18 protein-coding genes are annotated in these 14488 nt (G+C 59.5%); 10 read left to right on the forward strand and 8 right to left on the reverse strand.

What is annotated here, in order from left to right; genetic code table 11:
* Nucleotides 1–49 precede the first annotated feature (49 nt).
* On the reverse strand, nt 50–1015 hold the full coding sequence (gene ubiA / locus SLH47_RS17880) for a 4-hydroxybenzoate octaprenyltransferase (RefSeq protein WP_320241345.1): 966 nt from the start codon (nt 1013–1015) through the stop codon (nt 50–52).
* 11 nt (nt 1016–1026) lie between these two features.
* On the opposite strand from ubiA, the gene SLH47_RS17885 reads away from it, so the two are divergent.
* The 7 genes from SLH47_RS17885 to SLH47_RS17915 all read left to right on the forward strand — a co-directional run bounded on the left by SLH47_RS17885 (nt 1027) and on the right by SLH47_RS17915 (nt 6888).
* Nucleotides 1027–1752 (forward strand): 16S rRNA (uracil(1498)-N(3))-methyltransferase, encoded by a 726-nt coding sequence (locus SLH47_RS17885; RefSeq protein ID WP_320241347.1) that lies wholly within the window; start codon nt 1027–1029, stop codon nt 1750–1752.
* Nucleotides 1749–2462: a hypothetical protein gene (locus SLH47_RS17890; protein ID WP_320241348.1), complete on the forward strand. Its 714-nt coding sequence runs from the start codon at nt 1749–1751 to the stop codon at nt 2460–2462. Before SLH47_RS17885 ends, SLH47_RS17890 begins: the two co-directional genes overlap by 4 nt.
* On the forward strand, nt 2459–3286 hold the full coding sequence (locus SLH47_RS17895) for a GNAT family N-acetyltransferase (RefSeq protein ID WP_320241350.1): 828 nt from the start codon (nt 2459–2461) through the stop codon (nt 3284–3286). Before SLH47_RS17890 ends, SLH47_RS17895 begins: the two co-directional genes overlap by 4 nt.
* Nucleotides 3283–4122: a GNAT family N-acetyltransferase gene (locus SLH47_RS17900; RefSeq protein WP_320241352.1), complete on the forward strand. Its 840-nt coding sequence runs from the start codon at nt 3283–3285 to the stop codon at nt 4120–4122. Before SLH47_RS17895 ends, SLH47_RS17900 begins: the two co-directional genes overlap by 4 nt.
* Complete coding sequence (locus tag SLH47_RS17905; RefSeq protein ID WP_320241354.1) at nt 4115–4633, forward strand: hypothetical protein; 519 nt, start codon at nt 4115–4117, stop codon at nt 4631–4633. The genes SLH47_RS17900 and SLH47_RS17905 overlap by 8 nt, the downstream gene beginning before the upstream one ends.
* A gap of 57 nt (nt 4634–4690) precedes the next feature.
* Nucleotides 4691–6061 (forward strand): glutamate--cysteine ligase, encoded by a 1371-nt coding sequence (locus tag SLH47_RS17910; RefSeq protein ID WP_320241356.1) that lies wholly within the window; start codon nt 4691–4693, stop codon nt 6059–6061.
* An 80-nt stretch (nt 6062–6141) separates the two neighbouring features.
* Entirely contained in the window at nt 6142–6888 is a 747-nt protein-coding gene (locus SLH47_RS17915) for a hypothetical protein (protein WP_320241358.1), read from the forward strand.
* On the opposite strand, the gene SLH47_RS17920 is transcribed toward SLH47_RS17915, so the two are convergent.
* Genes SLH47_RS17920 through SLH47_RS17950 form a run of 7 tightly spaced genes read right to left on the reverse strand, consistent with a single transcriptional unit; the run spans nt 6880 to nt 12474 of the window.
* Nucleotides 6880–8004 (reverse strand): glycosyltransferase family 61 protein, encoded by a 1125-nt coding sequence (locus tag SLH47_RS17920; RefSeq protein WP_320241360.1) that lies wholly within the window; start codon nt 8002–8004, stop codon nt 6880–6882. The genes SLH47_RS17915 and SLH47_RS17920 overlap by 9 nt on opposite strands.
* A complete protein-coding gene (gene plsY, locus SLH47_RS17925; RefSeq protein ID WP_413785655.1) occupies nt 8001–8609 on the reverse strand; it encodes a glycerol-3-phosphate 1-O-acyltransferase PlsY in 609 nt (202 codons plus the stop codon). Before plsY ends, SLH47_RS17920 begins: the two co-directional genes overlap by 4 nt.
* 5 nt (nt 8610–8614) lie before the next feature.
* Nucleotides 8615–9895, reverse strand: a complete 1281-nt coding sequence (gene pyrC / locus SLH47_RS17930) for a dihydroorotase (protein ID WP_320241364.1) — start codon at nt 9893–9895, stop codon at nt 8615–8617.
* On the reverse strand, nt 9892–10431 hold the full coding sequence (locus SLH47_RS17935) for an aspartate carbamoyltransferase catalytic subunit (protein WP_320241365.1): 540 nt from the start codon (nt 10429–10431) through the stop codon (nt 9892–9894). Before SLH47_RS17935 ends, pyrC begins: the two co-directional genes overlap by 4 nt.
* Nucleotides 10428–10946, reverse strand: a complete 519-nt coding sequence (locus SLH47_RS17940; protein WP_320241367.1) for a hypothetical protein — start codon at nt 10944–10946, stop codon at nt 10428–10430. The genes SLH47_RS17935 and SLH47_RS17940 overlap by 4 nt, the downstream gene beginning before the upstream one ends.
* Complete coding sequence (locus SLH47_RS17945) at nt 10943–11521, reverse strand: hypothetical protein (RefSeq protein ID WP_320241369.1); 579 nt, start codon at nt 11519–11521, stop codon at nt 10943–10945. The genes SLH47_RS17940 and SLH47_RS17945 overlap by 4 nt, the downstream gene beginning before the upstream one ends.
* On the reverse strand, nt 11518–12474 hold the full coding sequence (locus SLH47_RS17950; protein ID WP_320241371.1) for an aspartate carbamoyltransferase catalytic subunit: 957 nt from the start codon (nt 12472–12474) through the stop codon (nt 11518–11520). Before SLH47_RS17950 ends, SLH47_RS17945 begins: the two co-directional genes overlap by 4 nt.
* Nucleotides 12475–12576: 102 nt before the next feature.
* Between SLH47_RS17950 and SLH47_RS17955 the strand changes: the two genes are divergently transcribed.
* Genes SLH47_RS17955 through moaB form a run of 3 tightly spaced genes read left to right on the forward strand, consistent with a single transcriptional unit; the run spans nt 12577 to nt 14475 of the window.
* On the forward strand, nt 12577–13362 hold the full coding sequence (locus SLH47_RS17955; protein ID WP_320241484.1) for a uracil-DNA glycosylase: 786 nt from the start codon (nt 12577–12579) through the stop codon (nt 13360–13362).
* A gap of 2 nt (nt 13363–13364) precedes the next feature.
* Complete coding sequence (locus SLH47_RS17960; RefSeq protein WP_320241372.1) at nt 13365–13925, forward strand: hypothetical protein; 561 nt, start codon at nt 13365–13367, stop codon at nt 13923–13925.
* A gap of 7 nt (nt 13926–13932) precedes the next feature.
* The gene (moaB, locus tag SLH47_RS17965; protein ID WP_320241373.1) at nt 13933–14475 is read left to right on the forward strand and encodes a molybdenum cofactor biosynthesis protein B; all 543 of its coding nucleotides are present in this window, start codon (nt 13933–13935) and stop codon (nt 14473–14475) included.
* Nucleotides 14476–14488: the final 13 nt, after the last annotated feature.

The raw sequence follows: 14488 nt of genomic DNA on the forward strand, positions 1-14488 counted from the left end.
CACGTTATTTGGGTTCGCCCTGCATAGGCCCGTCAGCGCCGGGGTTCAATCACACGAAATAGGCAAGCGCGAAAAACGGCAAGGGGATCAGCCCCGCGTCACGGTTTGACTGGAATATGCGGAGCAGGCTGTCATTGTCGTCGGGGTTGAACTTTGCCAGTTGCCAGGTCAAGTGCCAGCCCATGGCCCATGGTCCGCCGATGGCGATGACCAGCGACAGGATGGAGCGTTCGTGGACGGCGAGCACAACCGCAAGCCCGAACAGAACCACGGTGATGGTCAGAAACAGCCGCAGCCAGTCGCGTGATCTGTCACCAAAGAGGCGTGCTGTGGATTTTACGCCGATCAGCGCGTCGTCCTCGGCATCTTGATGGGCGTAGATCGTGTCGTAAAATAGCGTCCAGGCGATGCCCGCGAGGTAGAGCACGATCGGCACAGGTCCGATGCTGTTGGTATGGGCGGCCCAGGCTAGCAACGCGCCCCAATTGAACGCGAGGCCCAGAAAGGCTTGCGGCCACCACGTGAACCGCTTTGCGAATGGATAGATGGCCACGGGGATCAGGGCCACGACGCCCAGGATGATCGCAGCAGGGCTGAACGTGATCAGAATGAAAAACGCAAGGATGGATTGCGCGACCATCCAGATCAGGGCCTGCCGGACGGTAGCTTGGCCAGCGGGAATGGGCCGCGATCTTGTGCGCTCAACCGCGCCATCGATGTCCCTGTCTGTGATGTCGTTCCAAGTGCAGCCGGCGCCGCGCATCAAGAACGCGCCAAGGCCGCAGCCCAAAGCGATCCAGATGTCATTGGTTGTCGCAGTATCGGTTGCCAGAATTGCGAGTGACAGGCCCCATAGGCAAGGTGTTAGGAGCAGCCACGTACCAATGGGACGGTCCGCGCGGCTGAGCCGCAGAAAGGGCCGCGTCGCGAGGGGGGCAAAGCGGTCGACCCAGTTGCCTGCCACGGCATCCGCGACGGCATCTGACGGCTCTGGCGCTTCGGCATTCTCGGTCATATGGTCCGCCCATGGCATCCAAGGTTCGGCTTTATGTAGAGCACCCTTTAGGGGAAGGGCAATCAGTTCCGCTGTCGCGGGAACAAGCGCATTATCTCTTTGGTGTGATGCGGTTGGCGGCGGGGGATGTCGTGTCGCTGATCAACAGTGTGGACGGCGAATGGGACGCCGAGGTTGTGGAGGCGGGCAAGAAAGGCGGGGTGCTGGTATGCTCTGCGCAAACGGCGCCTTTGCAAATGCCGCCCGATCTTTGGTTGTTGTTTGCGCCTATTCGCAAGGAACGCACGGCATTCATCGTCGAAAAGGCCGTCGAGATGGGAGCGGCACGGATCATGCCGGTGCAATCCGCCTATACCCAAAGCGCCAACCGTATCCGAATGGACAAATTGCAGGCGCATGCCGTCGAAGCGGCGGAGCAATGCGGCGGGACATATGTGCCGCCTGTCGATGATCTGGCGAAGCTTGAAAGAGTTTTGGCCGAGTGGCCTGCAGGGCGCCATCTGATGTTCTGTGATGAGGGAATGGCGGGCCGCTCTGCCGCTCTGCCGAGCGTTCTCGCTGCGCCTTGCGCGATCCTGATCGGGCCGGAGGGCGGGTTTTCGCCGGCGGAGCGGGAGATGCTGCAGACGGCGACTTTTGCCCATGCCGTCTCGCTCGGTCCGCGCATCCTGCGGGCTGATACGGCGGCGGTGGCAGCATTGACGCTCTGGCAACAGGCTTTCGGTGATTGGCAATGAGCACGCCGCCGATCCTGCGCCTCTATCTTCTTTTCGCCACCGAGAATGACAGAGCGATCATCCTGCGTAGGTCGGCAAAGAAGATGTATAACTTGATCGCTTGGGATCGGGCGACGGATACTTTCACCGAAGGGCAGTGGTTGAAAAAGTCGGTCTTCGCCGAGGAATGCCGGCTTTCCCCGGATGGCCAGCATCTGATCTACACGGTCGCTGACGCCTATCCACACACGCCTGCAACCAGCCATTACACCGTGCTGAGCCGTGCGCCCTACTTTACGGCGCTGGCCCTGTTTCCGAACGGATCTGGCTGGCAAAGCGGAGGCTATTTTCTGGATAGCACGCTCTATCGTATTCACGGTGATCCGGTGGATGACATCGTGGGGCGCAAAGGTGACCTGTCGCAGGTCGTCAAGGGCGAGGGGACCAAGGATTGCCGCAGCGGGCTACGCCTCTTGAACGGTCAACCGGCACCGCTGAGCCGGGCGTTGCGGGATCAGCTTTTGGAGGGCGCTAAGCCACCGCGTGACACCGCGATGGATCGGTACGAGACGCAAGCGGGCTGTCTCTATCGTCTGGAAGCTGGCGAGCGCGTTCTGATCCGCGATTTCACGGAGATGGAACCGCGGTTTGAACCCGCCCCTTACAGCACCGATGCCGAAGCGGATGACCAGCCAAACTGGCACCCGTTGGATCAGGAGCGCACAAGGTGACCCCCGCAACCGAAGCTGACCGATCGGAGATCGAGACATTTCTGCGCGCGCGTTTGCATCAGGCGATGTTTCCACTCAGCAATTTGGCGGAGCACGGCATGGCCGGGGGCCACGACTACGCCGTCAGCTTCTGGATCGCGCGTCAGGCAGGGCAGATCACAGATGTGCTGACCTTGACGGATGGCGGCATGGTCATGCCGCTTTTGCCGTCGGGCGATTTTGCTGATGCTGCCGCTCAGATCAAAGGACGGAAGTTGAGCGGGATGGTGGGGCCCGTCGCGTGTGTGCGGGGTTTGGAACGGCAGGGCCTCACCGACCTTCCCCGCAGTTTTAATGCCGACGAGCCGCAATTTCTGCTTGATCTCAGCAATCTGTCGGTGCCCGCAGGGACAGGGCAGTTGCGGCCACTGTCAGAGGCGCCTGCGGATCTGATTAAGTCCTGGATATGGGACTATGATCGCAACACGCTGAACGCACCGTTGGCGGGTCTCGATGCGCGGGTGGAGCGGACCTATGATCGCTACCTTGCAAATGAAAGCCACAAAGTGCTGATGGATGGGCAGACACCGCTTGCGATGACTGGCTTTAACGCCCGACTGCCTGAGATTGTGCAACTGGGCGGAGTGTATACACCGCCGGAGCTGCGCAATCGCGGGTATGCGCGGCGGGCGGTGGCGCTTCATCTGGCGGAGGCCGCAAAGCAGGGCGTGAGCCAGGCAACTCTCTTTTCCGCAAGCCCGGCGGCCGCCCGCGCCTATCAGGCCTTAGGTTTCGAAAAGGTCGGGACCTGGACATTGATCCTGTTCAAGGAGGCCGCGACATGATGCTTGCGACCGAGGCCGACCGCCCTGCAATCGAGGCTTTCCTGACCAAACATATCGCCGCGTCGATGTTTCCACTGTCGAACTTACGCCGCTACGGCATGGCGGGCGGGCATCCGCGTGCCATGCGCTGCTGGTGTCGCTGGCAAGACGGTGCGCTGACAGATGTGCTGAGCATCACGGAAGAGGGCGTGGTGTTTCCGCAATGCCCGACAGAGCCCTGGGGCGATATCAAGGTTGTGCTGACCGGAACGCATGTGAAAGGCATTCTGGGCGAGGGCCGCCAGGTTTCCGCACTGCACGCCGCACTCGGCCTGCCGCCCGATCCAGCGCTCAATGCCGAAGAGCCACACTACGAATTGCCCTTGAGGGATCTGATCATGCCGGATGTCAGCGGTTTGTCCCTGAGGCGCTTCTCTGACGCGCCATACGATTTGGTCGTGGGTTGGCGGCGGGCCTATCTGGAAGAAGTCCTACCGATGCCGGGCGAAGATACCCAAGAGACGGCCACGAAAAACATCGATAGTTATATCGACCTCGATTCACACCGCGTTCTTTATGAGAATGATGAACCGGTCGGGATGACTGGTTTCAATGCAACCCTGCCGGAGGCGGTACAGATCGGGGGTGTCTACACGCCGCCGGAACATCGGTCCCGTGGTCTGGCAAGGCGCGCCGTTGCACTGCATCTGGAAGAGGTGCGTAGCTTGGGCGTGAAACACGCCATTCTGTTCGCCGCCTCGGTGCAGGCCTCCAAGGCCTATGAGGCCATTGGGTTTCGGCGCATCGGAACCTTCACGATCCTGATGTTTGAGGAGCCGCAGTTGGTCCATGGCTGATTTCCTACGTCCCGAAGCGCGCGCGTTCTTCAGGCGCTGGCGCGAGGTCATTATCGCCCTCGCTGTTGCGTCCTTGGGGCTTTATTGGGCGCTGGATGGCGTTGGGATCACCGTCTGGCTCGGCTACATCTTCATCGCCATCGGGCTCGGCTGGGCTGTCGCCGGATTTCAGCGGGCGCGTTTTGCGCAAGGGGGAGACGGCCCGGGTGTCGTTCAGGTCCGCGAAAGGCGGCTAGCCTATTTCGGCCCGCTTGATGGTGGCGTGATCGATGTCGCCGATCTGACCAAGCTGGAGCTTGATCCTAGCAGCCACCCGGACCCCAGCTGGATCCTGACGGGGATAGAGGGGCAGCGGATTGCCATTCCGATCAATGCCAAAGGGGCCGAGAGCCTTTTTGACGTGTTCTCCGCCTTGCCGGGGATCAAGACCGAAGCCGTGCTGGACGTGCTGTCGCACACACCTGATGTGCGGGTGACCGTGTGGTCGCGGACCAAGCCGCTCTTGCATTAGCGGCACCCTTGGGGCAGGTCAAAGGTCTGACCAAACGCAGCTACGGAGCCACGCGCAATGTCTATCCCTCAGTCCGGCGGTGGCCCGATCGAACGCTATGAGCAGTTGGTCGAATTGCTCTCAAAAGGCTGCAAGCCCAAAGCCGATTGGCGCATTGGCACCGAGCACGAGAAATTCGGCTATTGTCAGGATACGCTCAAGCCTCTCCCTTACGAAGGTGAGCGTTCGATCAAGGCGGTGCTTGAAGGGCTCGAAAGCCGCTTTGGCTGGGAGCGGGTCGCCGAAGATGGCAAAATCATCGGCCTGACCAAGGATGGTGCTAATGTCAGCCTGGAGCCCGGCGGAGCGCTGGAGCTTTCTGGCGCCCCCTTGGAGAACATCCACCAGACCTGTGATGAAGTGAACACGCATTTGGCCGAGGTTAAGGCAGTCTCTGACGAGATCGGCGTGAAGTTCATTGGGCTTGGTGCCGCACCGGAATGGACGCATGAGCAGATGCCCTTGATGCCCAAGGGCCGCTATAAGCTGATGAACGATTACATGGAAAAGGTCGGCACGATGGGCACGGCGATGATGCGCCGAACCTGTACGGTGCAGGTCAACCTCGATTTCAGTTCCGAGGCGGACATGGTGCAGAAGATGCGCGTGGCATTGGCCTTGCAGCCTGTGGCCGTCGCACTCTTTGCCAATTCGCCGTTTTTTGAGGGTAAGGTGAACGGCCACAAATCCTGGCGCAGCCGCATCTGGCGCGATCTGGATGCGTCGCGCACGGGCATGCTGCCATTCGTGTTTAAGCATGGATTTGGGTTTGAGGCTTGGGTGGAATGGGTGCTCGACGTGCCCATGTACTTTGTCTACCGCGATGGGAAATACATCGACGCCCTGGGCATGTCGTTCAGGGATTTTCTAAAAGGCGAATTGCCTGCGCTACCTGGCGAGAAGCCGCTTTTGTCGGACTGGGCCGACCATCTGACGACGGTGTTCCCCGAGGCGCGTGTGAAGCAGTTCATCGAGATGCGCGGTGCTGATGGCGGGCCGTGGCGCCGTCTGTGCGCACTACCCGCCTTCTGGGTGGGGCTGATGTATGACCAGACAGCACTCGATGCGGCCTGGGACCTTTGCAAAGGCTGGACAGCCGAACAGCGCGAGGCGCTGCGGGTCGGTGCGTCTGTGGATGGGTTGCAGGCGCAGGTCGACGGGATCAGCATGCACGACCTTGCCCGCCAAGTCGTCGCGATCTCAGAGGCCGGGCTGAAAGCGCGCGCCATCGCAGGCGCGGGCGGGCTGGTGCCGGATGAGACGCATTTCCTGAACGCGCTCAAAGAAACGATTGAAAGCGGCCAGACACCTGCGGACGAACTTCTCGCCCATTATCACGGCGACTGGGGCGGGGACCTGAAGCGGATTTACCAGGACTATAGCTATTAAGGCTTTTGGCATTTAACCTCAGGCACCGGATGCAGGGGAAATGCCCGCGGCGCCTTGATGTCTGATACGAGGAGCGGCCTTTGTTCAACAAGCCCAACGATCTGCCTTATCTGAGGTTCATGCGTCGGCTGCATGCGGCGGTGCTCTTCGATTGGTATCTTGAGATCGGCTGCCGCACCGGACGCAGCATGCAGAATGTCAGGGGCAAGACCATCGGTGTCGATCCGTTCTTCAGGATAGAGAACAACGTTATCGGCCAGAAATCGGCCTTCATGGCATTTCAGCAGAAAAGCGATGATTTCTTCGCTAGCAATGTCCTGAAGTCATTGGGCATCAAGCTGAGTTTCAGCTTTCTAGACGGCATGCACTTGATGGAGTATCTCCTGCGTGATTTCATGAATGCCGAGGCCAATTCGCGCGATGGCGCGGTCATCGCCATGCATGATTGCTGCCCTTACGATCATGAGATGACGACGCGCGATGTCGAAAATGCTCCGCGACGAGCCTGGACCGGTGATGTCTGGAAACTGCTGCCGATCCTGCAGCAATACCGTCCCGATCTTGTGATCACGGTGCTGGGATGCCAGCCAACCGGGCTTGTCCTGATCAGCAATCTTGATCCCCAAAGCCGCGTATTGCGGGACAATTATGACGACATCGTCGCGGCATGGCAGGACCTGACACTCGCAGATTATGGCGTTGCGAAATTCTATGACAGCTTTGCGTACACAAACGTTAAAGAGCTGTTTTATAACCGGTTTGCGCTATTCGACAAAGTGCGGCTTGACCCGCAAGACGCCGATACGCCGATATTTGTTTCACCCTGATTTTGCATTCTTTGCGCGGACTTTGGCCCGGTACTCTTTCAGAAATGCGCGCCGCTCGTGCGCATTTAGCATCTTTTCAGATGCCTTGATCCCGGCGTTGAGTGATGCGGTCTCGGCGTCATTATCAGGATTTTGCCAACCGTTCCGGCTACTGATGAACCCACCGGCAGTAAGTGCGGCACCCAGTTGCGAGAAATCCAACAAACAGACCGACATATGGTCTGCGCGGATTGGCGGCCAGAATATCTCCCGGATCGCATTTACTTCCAAGACGTCAGGGCCGGGGCGGTCATTCATCTGCACCTGAATAAGCGGCGGCAGTGCTGCACGTCTTTGGATGACGCTCACTTTCTGGGAGGGTTGGCGCACCATAGCAAAGAGATGCAGCGCAGAGCCTTCGGCGAAGATCAGATGTTCTGCTTTCTGATAGGTTGAGATCTGCGTTGGCAAGTCATCTTTCTCAGGATGATACATCCGATAGCCCTCAACCGCCAACAGCTCTTCAAGATAGTCCTCACATGCATAGCGCCCGGCGCCCGCGCCCAGCCCGCTGCGGCTGACATAAAGCTTTCTGCCGGCCTCCGGTTGGTGTCTTGTCGGAAGGCGCCCGTCGAACCAATCATAAAAGACGGGGCTGCCGCGCCCGTCATAGCGTTCTCCGAACTGATCGCTGGCGGTGTAAATCTCTTCAAATCGTGTTGGTTCTCGGATGATCCGCCACGGGTTTTTTATGCCTAGCAGATCCAGAACCGGCTGAACAAAGGGATAGAAATGCTTGGAAGGTCGCTTTTTGGGGGTGAATATCAACATGACATCATCTGGTACGCTGTCGAGCGCCCAAAGCCGACCAGTGGCATTGATCAGCGTATGCCCAAATTCTCGCAATGTCAGTCCGGCAAAGAAACAAGGCTCAGACACTGTATCAACCTTCGTTTCCGCGTTTGGCGGTTCTCCAAAAACGGTGGTGAGCGCCTTTGAGCCCAAATCGCTGTGCGCAAGCGGTTTTCCATCATCAAGATAGATGCCGAATTCAGCCGCGCACATGTTGATGCGTTTTCCGTGCAGCAAGGTGCCGGAAGTAGGGCCGATGACATCCGGGGCCAAGAACGATGTCATGACGTGGACTTGGCCCCGATCTTTGTCTCGGTTCCCTCGCGCAGTCGCTGGATATTGCCCCAATGACGCAGGTAGACCAGCAGGCCTAGGACCACGCCCATCAGGAAGTAGCTGGCATAGCCCGCAAACATCATCACAAGCGGCAACCAGCCCGCGACAACAAGCGCCGCCATCGATGAATACCGGCTGATTGCGGCAACGCTGAGCCAGATGATGGCCGCAACAATCCCGAGGGGCCAGGCAAGGGCAAAGATCACGCCAAAGTAGGTGGCGACCCCTTTGCCGCCCTTGAACTTCAGCCAAATCGGAAAGCAATGCCCCAAAAGGGCCGCGACTGCCGCGACCTGGGCTGCGCCATTATCCGCAAAGTAGCGTGCGAGTAGGACGGCCAGAACGCCTTTGAGCGCGTCAAAGAGCAGTGTCAGCGCGGCGGCTTTTTTGTTTCCGGTCCGCAACACATTCGTCGCACCAATATTGCCTGAACCGATCTCGCGCAGATTGCCAAGTCCCATGGCACGGGCAATTAAGACCCCGCTTGGGATTGATCCCATGAGGTAACCCACCCCGCCCCACAGCATCGCGGTGTCCAGGCTGATATCCGGCAGAAAAATCATGGCTGTCCCCAAATCCGCGCTCCCGCCACCCACGTGCCCAGAACTTTGCCCTGCATCCGTGCGCCGTCAAAGGGGGTATTTTTCGATTTTGACAAGAGCTGTGTCCGGTCGAGTTGGAACGGCGCATCCGGATCAAAAAGAACAAGGTCGGCGGGCGCCCCTTCGCTCAGCCGCCCGGCAGGCAGCCCCAGCAGCCTTGCAGGGTTGCGTGAGAGCGCCCGGAAAAGGCGGGGCAGATCGATCGCCTCGCTATGGTAGAGGCGCAAGGCGGCGGGCAGCAGCGTTTCGAGGCCAACCGCTCCGCTTGCGGCCTCTTCAAAGGGCAGGCGTTTGCTTTCCTCGTCCTGAGGCGTGTGCATTGAAGAGATGATGTCGATCAGCCCCTCGGCCACGGCGGTGACCACGGCAAGGCGGTCGTCTTCGCTGCGCAATGGGGGTTTGAGCTTAAAGAACGTCCGGTAATCGGCCACGTCCAATTCGTTCAGCGTCAGGTGATGCACCCCGATCCCGGCGGTGATCTGCAGCCCGTTCCGCTTGGCCCTTTCAAGTGCGGGCAGGGCGCGGGCCGTGGTGATCTGGTCCACGTGATAGCGCGCGCCGGTCATCTCCAAGAGGCTGATATCGCGGTCAAGCGCCATCCTTTCCGCAAGGGGTGAGACACCGGGCAAACCGCGCAGTGAGGCGAACTTGCCAGAGGTGACAGCGGCGCCTTCCGAAAGCCCCGGTTCTTGCACATGCCCGATCACCAGCGCATCAAGCGAGCGCGCATAGGTCAGCGCACGGCTGAACACTTTGGTATCCGTGACCACCCGGTCGCAATCGGTGAAGGCGACAGCGCCCGCATCCTGCAGAAAACCGATCTCTGTCATTTCGCGCCCGGCGCGCCCCTTGGTCAAAGCGGCCATGGGCAGGACATGCACGGGTGCGTCTAGCTGCGCGCGACGTTCGACAAATTCCAGCGTTTCGGGCGTGTCGATGGCAGGCAGCGTATCCGGACGGGTGACGATGGTGGTCACGCCACCCGCAGCAGCCGCCATCCCGGCAGAGCGAAAGGATTCCTTGTGCCGCTCGCCTGGCTCGGAGACCTTTACGCCGATATCGATGATCCCGGGCGCCAGGCAATGACCACCGCAATCGACGATATAGGCGTCTTTGGGCGGTTGAATCTCTTCTCCGATGGCCACGATCTTGTCACCGTCGACCATCAGCGCGCCGATGGCGTCGGTCAGCGCCACGGGGTCAATCAGACGGGCATTGGCAAAGAAGGTGGTTGTCATGATTTGTCTTTCTGAATGGCGCGGATCAGCTTTAACACGTCGCGCGCATCGCTGATTTGCTCAAACCCGATCTTGCGATCCCCCGCGCTGTCGTCATTCCGGTCGCGTTTGCTCGCGAAATAGATGCTTTGCTTTCTGCCCTCGGTCAGCGTGATCGCCATATCGGACGTGATCGGATAGGATTTCAGACTGCGCCCTGCGATGGGCAGATTCTTGGCGATGAAGGCAGGCTGGTTGGTCAGCGTGTACCATGTGCGTCGCCGCACAAATGAGGGGCCCATTGTCGTGCCAAAAAGCAGGGCCAGACCCACTCCAAAGTGGATCAATCCGAATGTCCAGAACAGACCGCCGGCGCGTGCGGCCATGATCATCCAGAAAAGCGCGAAACCCGAAAAGAATAGCGCGAAGATGATCGTAAAGGGCATGCCGGGGGTCAGGTGAAATCCGCCATCGGGGCGCCCCTGCCAGATGATGGTTTCATCGTGGTCAAGAATACCCTCCCACCCGGTCTGATCGTGATGCGAGGTGTCGCTCATCCGCCGACCCAGATCATCAGGCCCACCAGCGCGAACATGAAAAGAAGTGCATACATCGCGACCATCCCTCCAATCCGTGCGTCAGATTTCTGCGGCTTGGCCGGGGATGTCGGCACCTGATCCCGTGCGGACTTATCGGGCAAGGCTTCGAGCGGGGTGATCCGAGCCACAGGGCTGTAGGTGGTCACATGGCGCAGCCCATGTCCGGGCTTGAGCGTGACAGCCTGCCCACCGGTCGCCCGCGACAGTACCAGTACCGCGGTCCCTCTGATCTGATCCACCGCCGCCTTGTCCACAGCGTCGGCCTTCATGTCATAGCCTTCGGTGATATAGGCGCTAAGCGTCATGTCCCCCAAATCGCTGATTTTCACGATATCGACATAGGTGCCATCAAGAGGCACGCCAAAAATCGCGATCAGACCCTCTGGCGTCTTGTCGCGTACTGCGTCTGGCAGCGCATCGGTTGTCGCAAAGACGCGGATTTGCCCGTGATCGTCTGCCGGGATCTCAATCATGCCGGGCCCTCGCGCTGGATCTGGCCAATTAACCCGTAAACCTCGCGCCCGCCGCTGATCCCGTCAAAACCGATATCACGTCGCGTTTCCCCGTCACTGTCCTTAGTGTAGATGGTCTTGAACTTCACGTTGTCGTATCTCCCCTGTTCGAGGGTGATCGCGTCGTCGGGCATGATCTGATAGATCTGGAGCGTGTGTCGGTAGAAAGACTTGGCGACGTAGGCGCGTTTGTTGGTCAGAGCATAACGAATATAGTGATGGCTATGCTTGGCATACAGCCAAACGCCAAACGTAATGCTTGCACCGACGACAATGAATGGAATCGCAAAGAGCACCATCAGCACGCCAAAGAAGACGTGGACAAAGCCGTCGAACGGCAGCTTGCTGTCAAATCCGTCAAATGCCATCCACAGACCTGCTGCAAGGAAAGGCAGGCCGAAAATGCTCATGAAAAGTGTCCTGGGCAAACTCTGTGCGCCGGGTTCCGGGGCGCCCTGCCAGAGCAATTCCTCATCAGTATCGAAGTAATCCTGCCAATTCTCTTGTTTTACTGGCGGGAAGAAACGGGTGATCACGCCATGACCTCTTGCGGTTTGCGGCGCGCGCGCAGGTTCTGTGCCAAGAGGTCCATCGCGGCCATGCGGACGGCGACGCCCATCTCCACCTGCTCCTGAATGACAGAGCGGTTGATGTCATCGGCGATGGTGCCATCAATCTCAACCCCGCGGTTCATCGGCCCCGGATGCATGACGATGGCATCCGGTTTGGCATGGCGCAGCTTGTCGGCGTCTAGGCCGTAGCGGTGGAAATACTCCCGCTCGGACGGGATGAAGCCGCCATCCATCCGCTCTTTCTGAAGGCGCAGCATCATGACGACATCGACCTCCTGCAGCCCTTTTTCCATATCCTCAAAAACTTCAACCCCGAATTCAGCCACGCCGGACGGCATGAGCGTGGGCGGGCCGATCAGACGGATGCGGTTTTCGAGCTTGCCCAGAAGCAGGATGTTTGAGCGTGCGACGCGCGAATGGGCGATATCGCCGCAAATCGCGATGGAAAGCCGGTGCAGCCGCCCCTTTGCGCGGCGGATTGTCAACGCATCCAGCAGGGCTTGGGTCGGGTGTTCGTGGCGGCCATCACCGGCATTCAGCACTGCACAATTCACTTTCTGTGCCAACAGATCGACAGCACCCGATTGCGGGTGACGCACCACCAGAAGGTCAGGATGCATCGCATTCAGCGTCAGCGCCGTGTCAATCAGCGTCTCGCCCTTTTTGATGGACGAGGCCTGCATGCCCATATTCATCACATCCGCGCCAAGTCGTTTTCCCGCCAGCTCAAAACTCGCCTGGGTGCGGGTGGAGTTCTCAAAAAACATGTTGATCTGGGTGAGACCCGCCAGGACGTCGCGATGGGCCACGCCTTTGCGGTTATGCTCGGCATAGCTGTCGGCGAGGTCGAGGAGCGTTGTGATCTCAGCAGGGTGCAGCTTTTCGATGCCCAGAAGGTGATGCGCGCGAAATGTCATGGGGCCTCGTCCACTGATCTTTTGCCCTTATAGATAGCCGCTTTCGACGCTTCAATGGCGGGGGAGTGCACATTGCCGCCGATCCGGCATAACCTGAGCGCGATGGATTCGGTTGAGACATATTGGGCCGACCGCGCTGCACTTCAATGGCAGGTGGAATTAGGTGTGACGGACGCGGTGCAGGACACGCCTGTGGATCGCTATGCGCTGGATGCGGCCAAGCCGAAGCCAAAGGTGCCGGTTGTTGGGCCTGACGGCCCGCCGCCCTTGGCAGAGCCTACTGAGGTCGACGCGGTGGCGGAAGCAAGGCGTCTCGCAGCGGGCGCAGCGGACTTGGAAAGTTTGGCCGCTGCAATGCAAGGTTTTGAGCATTGCGAGCTGAAGCGCGGCGCACGCAGTTTTGTGTTCAGCGATGGTCAGGCCGCTGCGCGCGTGATGATCGTGGGCGAGGCGCCGGGACGGGACGAGGATCGGGCCGGCAAACCTTTTGTTGGGCGGGCAGGTCAGTTGCTGGATCGCATGCTGGAGGCGATTGACCTGGGTCGGGCGCATGACGATGCGACGCGGGCTGTCTACATCACCAATGTGCTGCCATGGCGCCCTCCGTCGAACCGAACACCCGAGAAAGCTGAGATCGCGATGATGTTGCCGTTTCTTGAACGGCACATCGCCCTGGCCGCGCCGGACATCCTGGTGCTGATGGGCAATACGCCTTGTCAGGCGCTGTTGGGCCGCACGGGCATTACCCGCATGCGCGGTGAGTGGGTCGAAGTGCTGGGCAAACCTTGCCTGCCGATGTTCCACCCCGCCTACCTGTTGCGGAATCCTATTGCCAAGCGTGAGGCCTGGGCCGATTTACTAGCGCTGAAGGCGCGTTTGCGGGGATGAATATGAACACGAAATGGGTTGCCGCGCTTGTGATGTTACTGCCCGCACCGGCAGGGGCAGATCCCTTGGGTCTGATCGACTACGACCGGTTGTTTGCCGAAAACGCAGATGCGGTCGAGGCGGCTGACGCTGATCGCGATCTTTTGCAGGTCGGCGATATCGCGATCCTGCGCGGCAACGAGGATGATGTGACCTTTATGGGCCTTGATCAAAGCGGTCACGGCGCGGTGGGTTGCTTTGTCAGCGTGCTCGCCTCTTTGGAAAGCGCCCTTCTGGCTTGCGAAGTCACACTGCCCGATGAGCAGCAAGCCATCAGTGACGATTATCGCACGCGGGCGCTTGCCTTTTATGCTGAGAATGCGTTTCCGCCTGTCGATCTGGCCGAAGTGACCCGCCGCTATGACGCGCTGGTCGCGTCCGAGATTGACCTGGCCCGCCCCTTTTGCAGTGATCCGTCGGTTGTCACCGATTTCTCGGATCGCCTCTTTGTCGCGGATACCAACGATGAGATTGACGGCATGATGTCGATCCCGCGCCTTCCTGTCGCGAATCCCTGCCTGTGAGGATCAGATGAGCCGCATTGACGAAACGCTTGAGTTCGTGCCCGTCCGCATCGCCGTTCTGACCGTCAGCGATACGCGGCAGCTTGCCGACGACAAGTCGGGCCAGACGCTTGTTGATCGGATCGAAGCTGGGGGACACAAGGTGGCAGACCGCAAGATCATCCATGATGAGCGGGCCGAGATCGCAGCACAGCTCCGCGCATGGTGCGCCGATGATGGCGTGGACGTGGTGATTTCGACGGGTGGAACTGGCCTTACGGGCCGTGATGTCACCGTTGAGGCGCATCGCGACGTCTATGAAAAGGAGATCGATGCATTCGGCACCATCTTCACCATCGTGAGCATGAAAAAAATCGGTACCTCCGCGGTCCAAAGCCGGGCAACAGCGGGTGTCGCAGGGGGAACATACCTCTTCGCGCTGCCCGGTTCTCCGGGTGCTTGCAAGGATGCCTGGGACGAGATTTTGGCTCGCCAACTCGATTATCGCCACAGGCCCTGCAATTTTGTGGAAATCATGCCGCGATTGGATGAACATCTGCGACGGAAGTAACGTGCGCGTGCGT

The organism is Cognatiyoonia sp. IB215182, from assembly GCF_033963905.1.
Lineage (GTDB): Bacteria > Pseudomonadota > Alphaproteobacteria > Rhodobacterales > Rhodobacteraceae > Yoonia.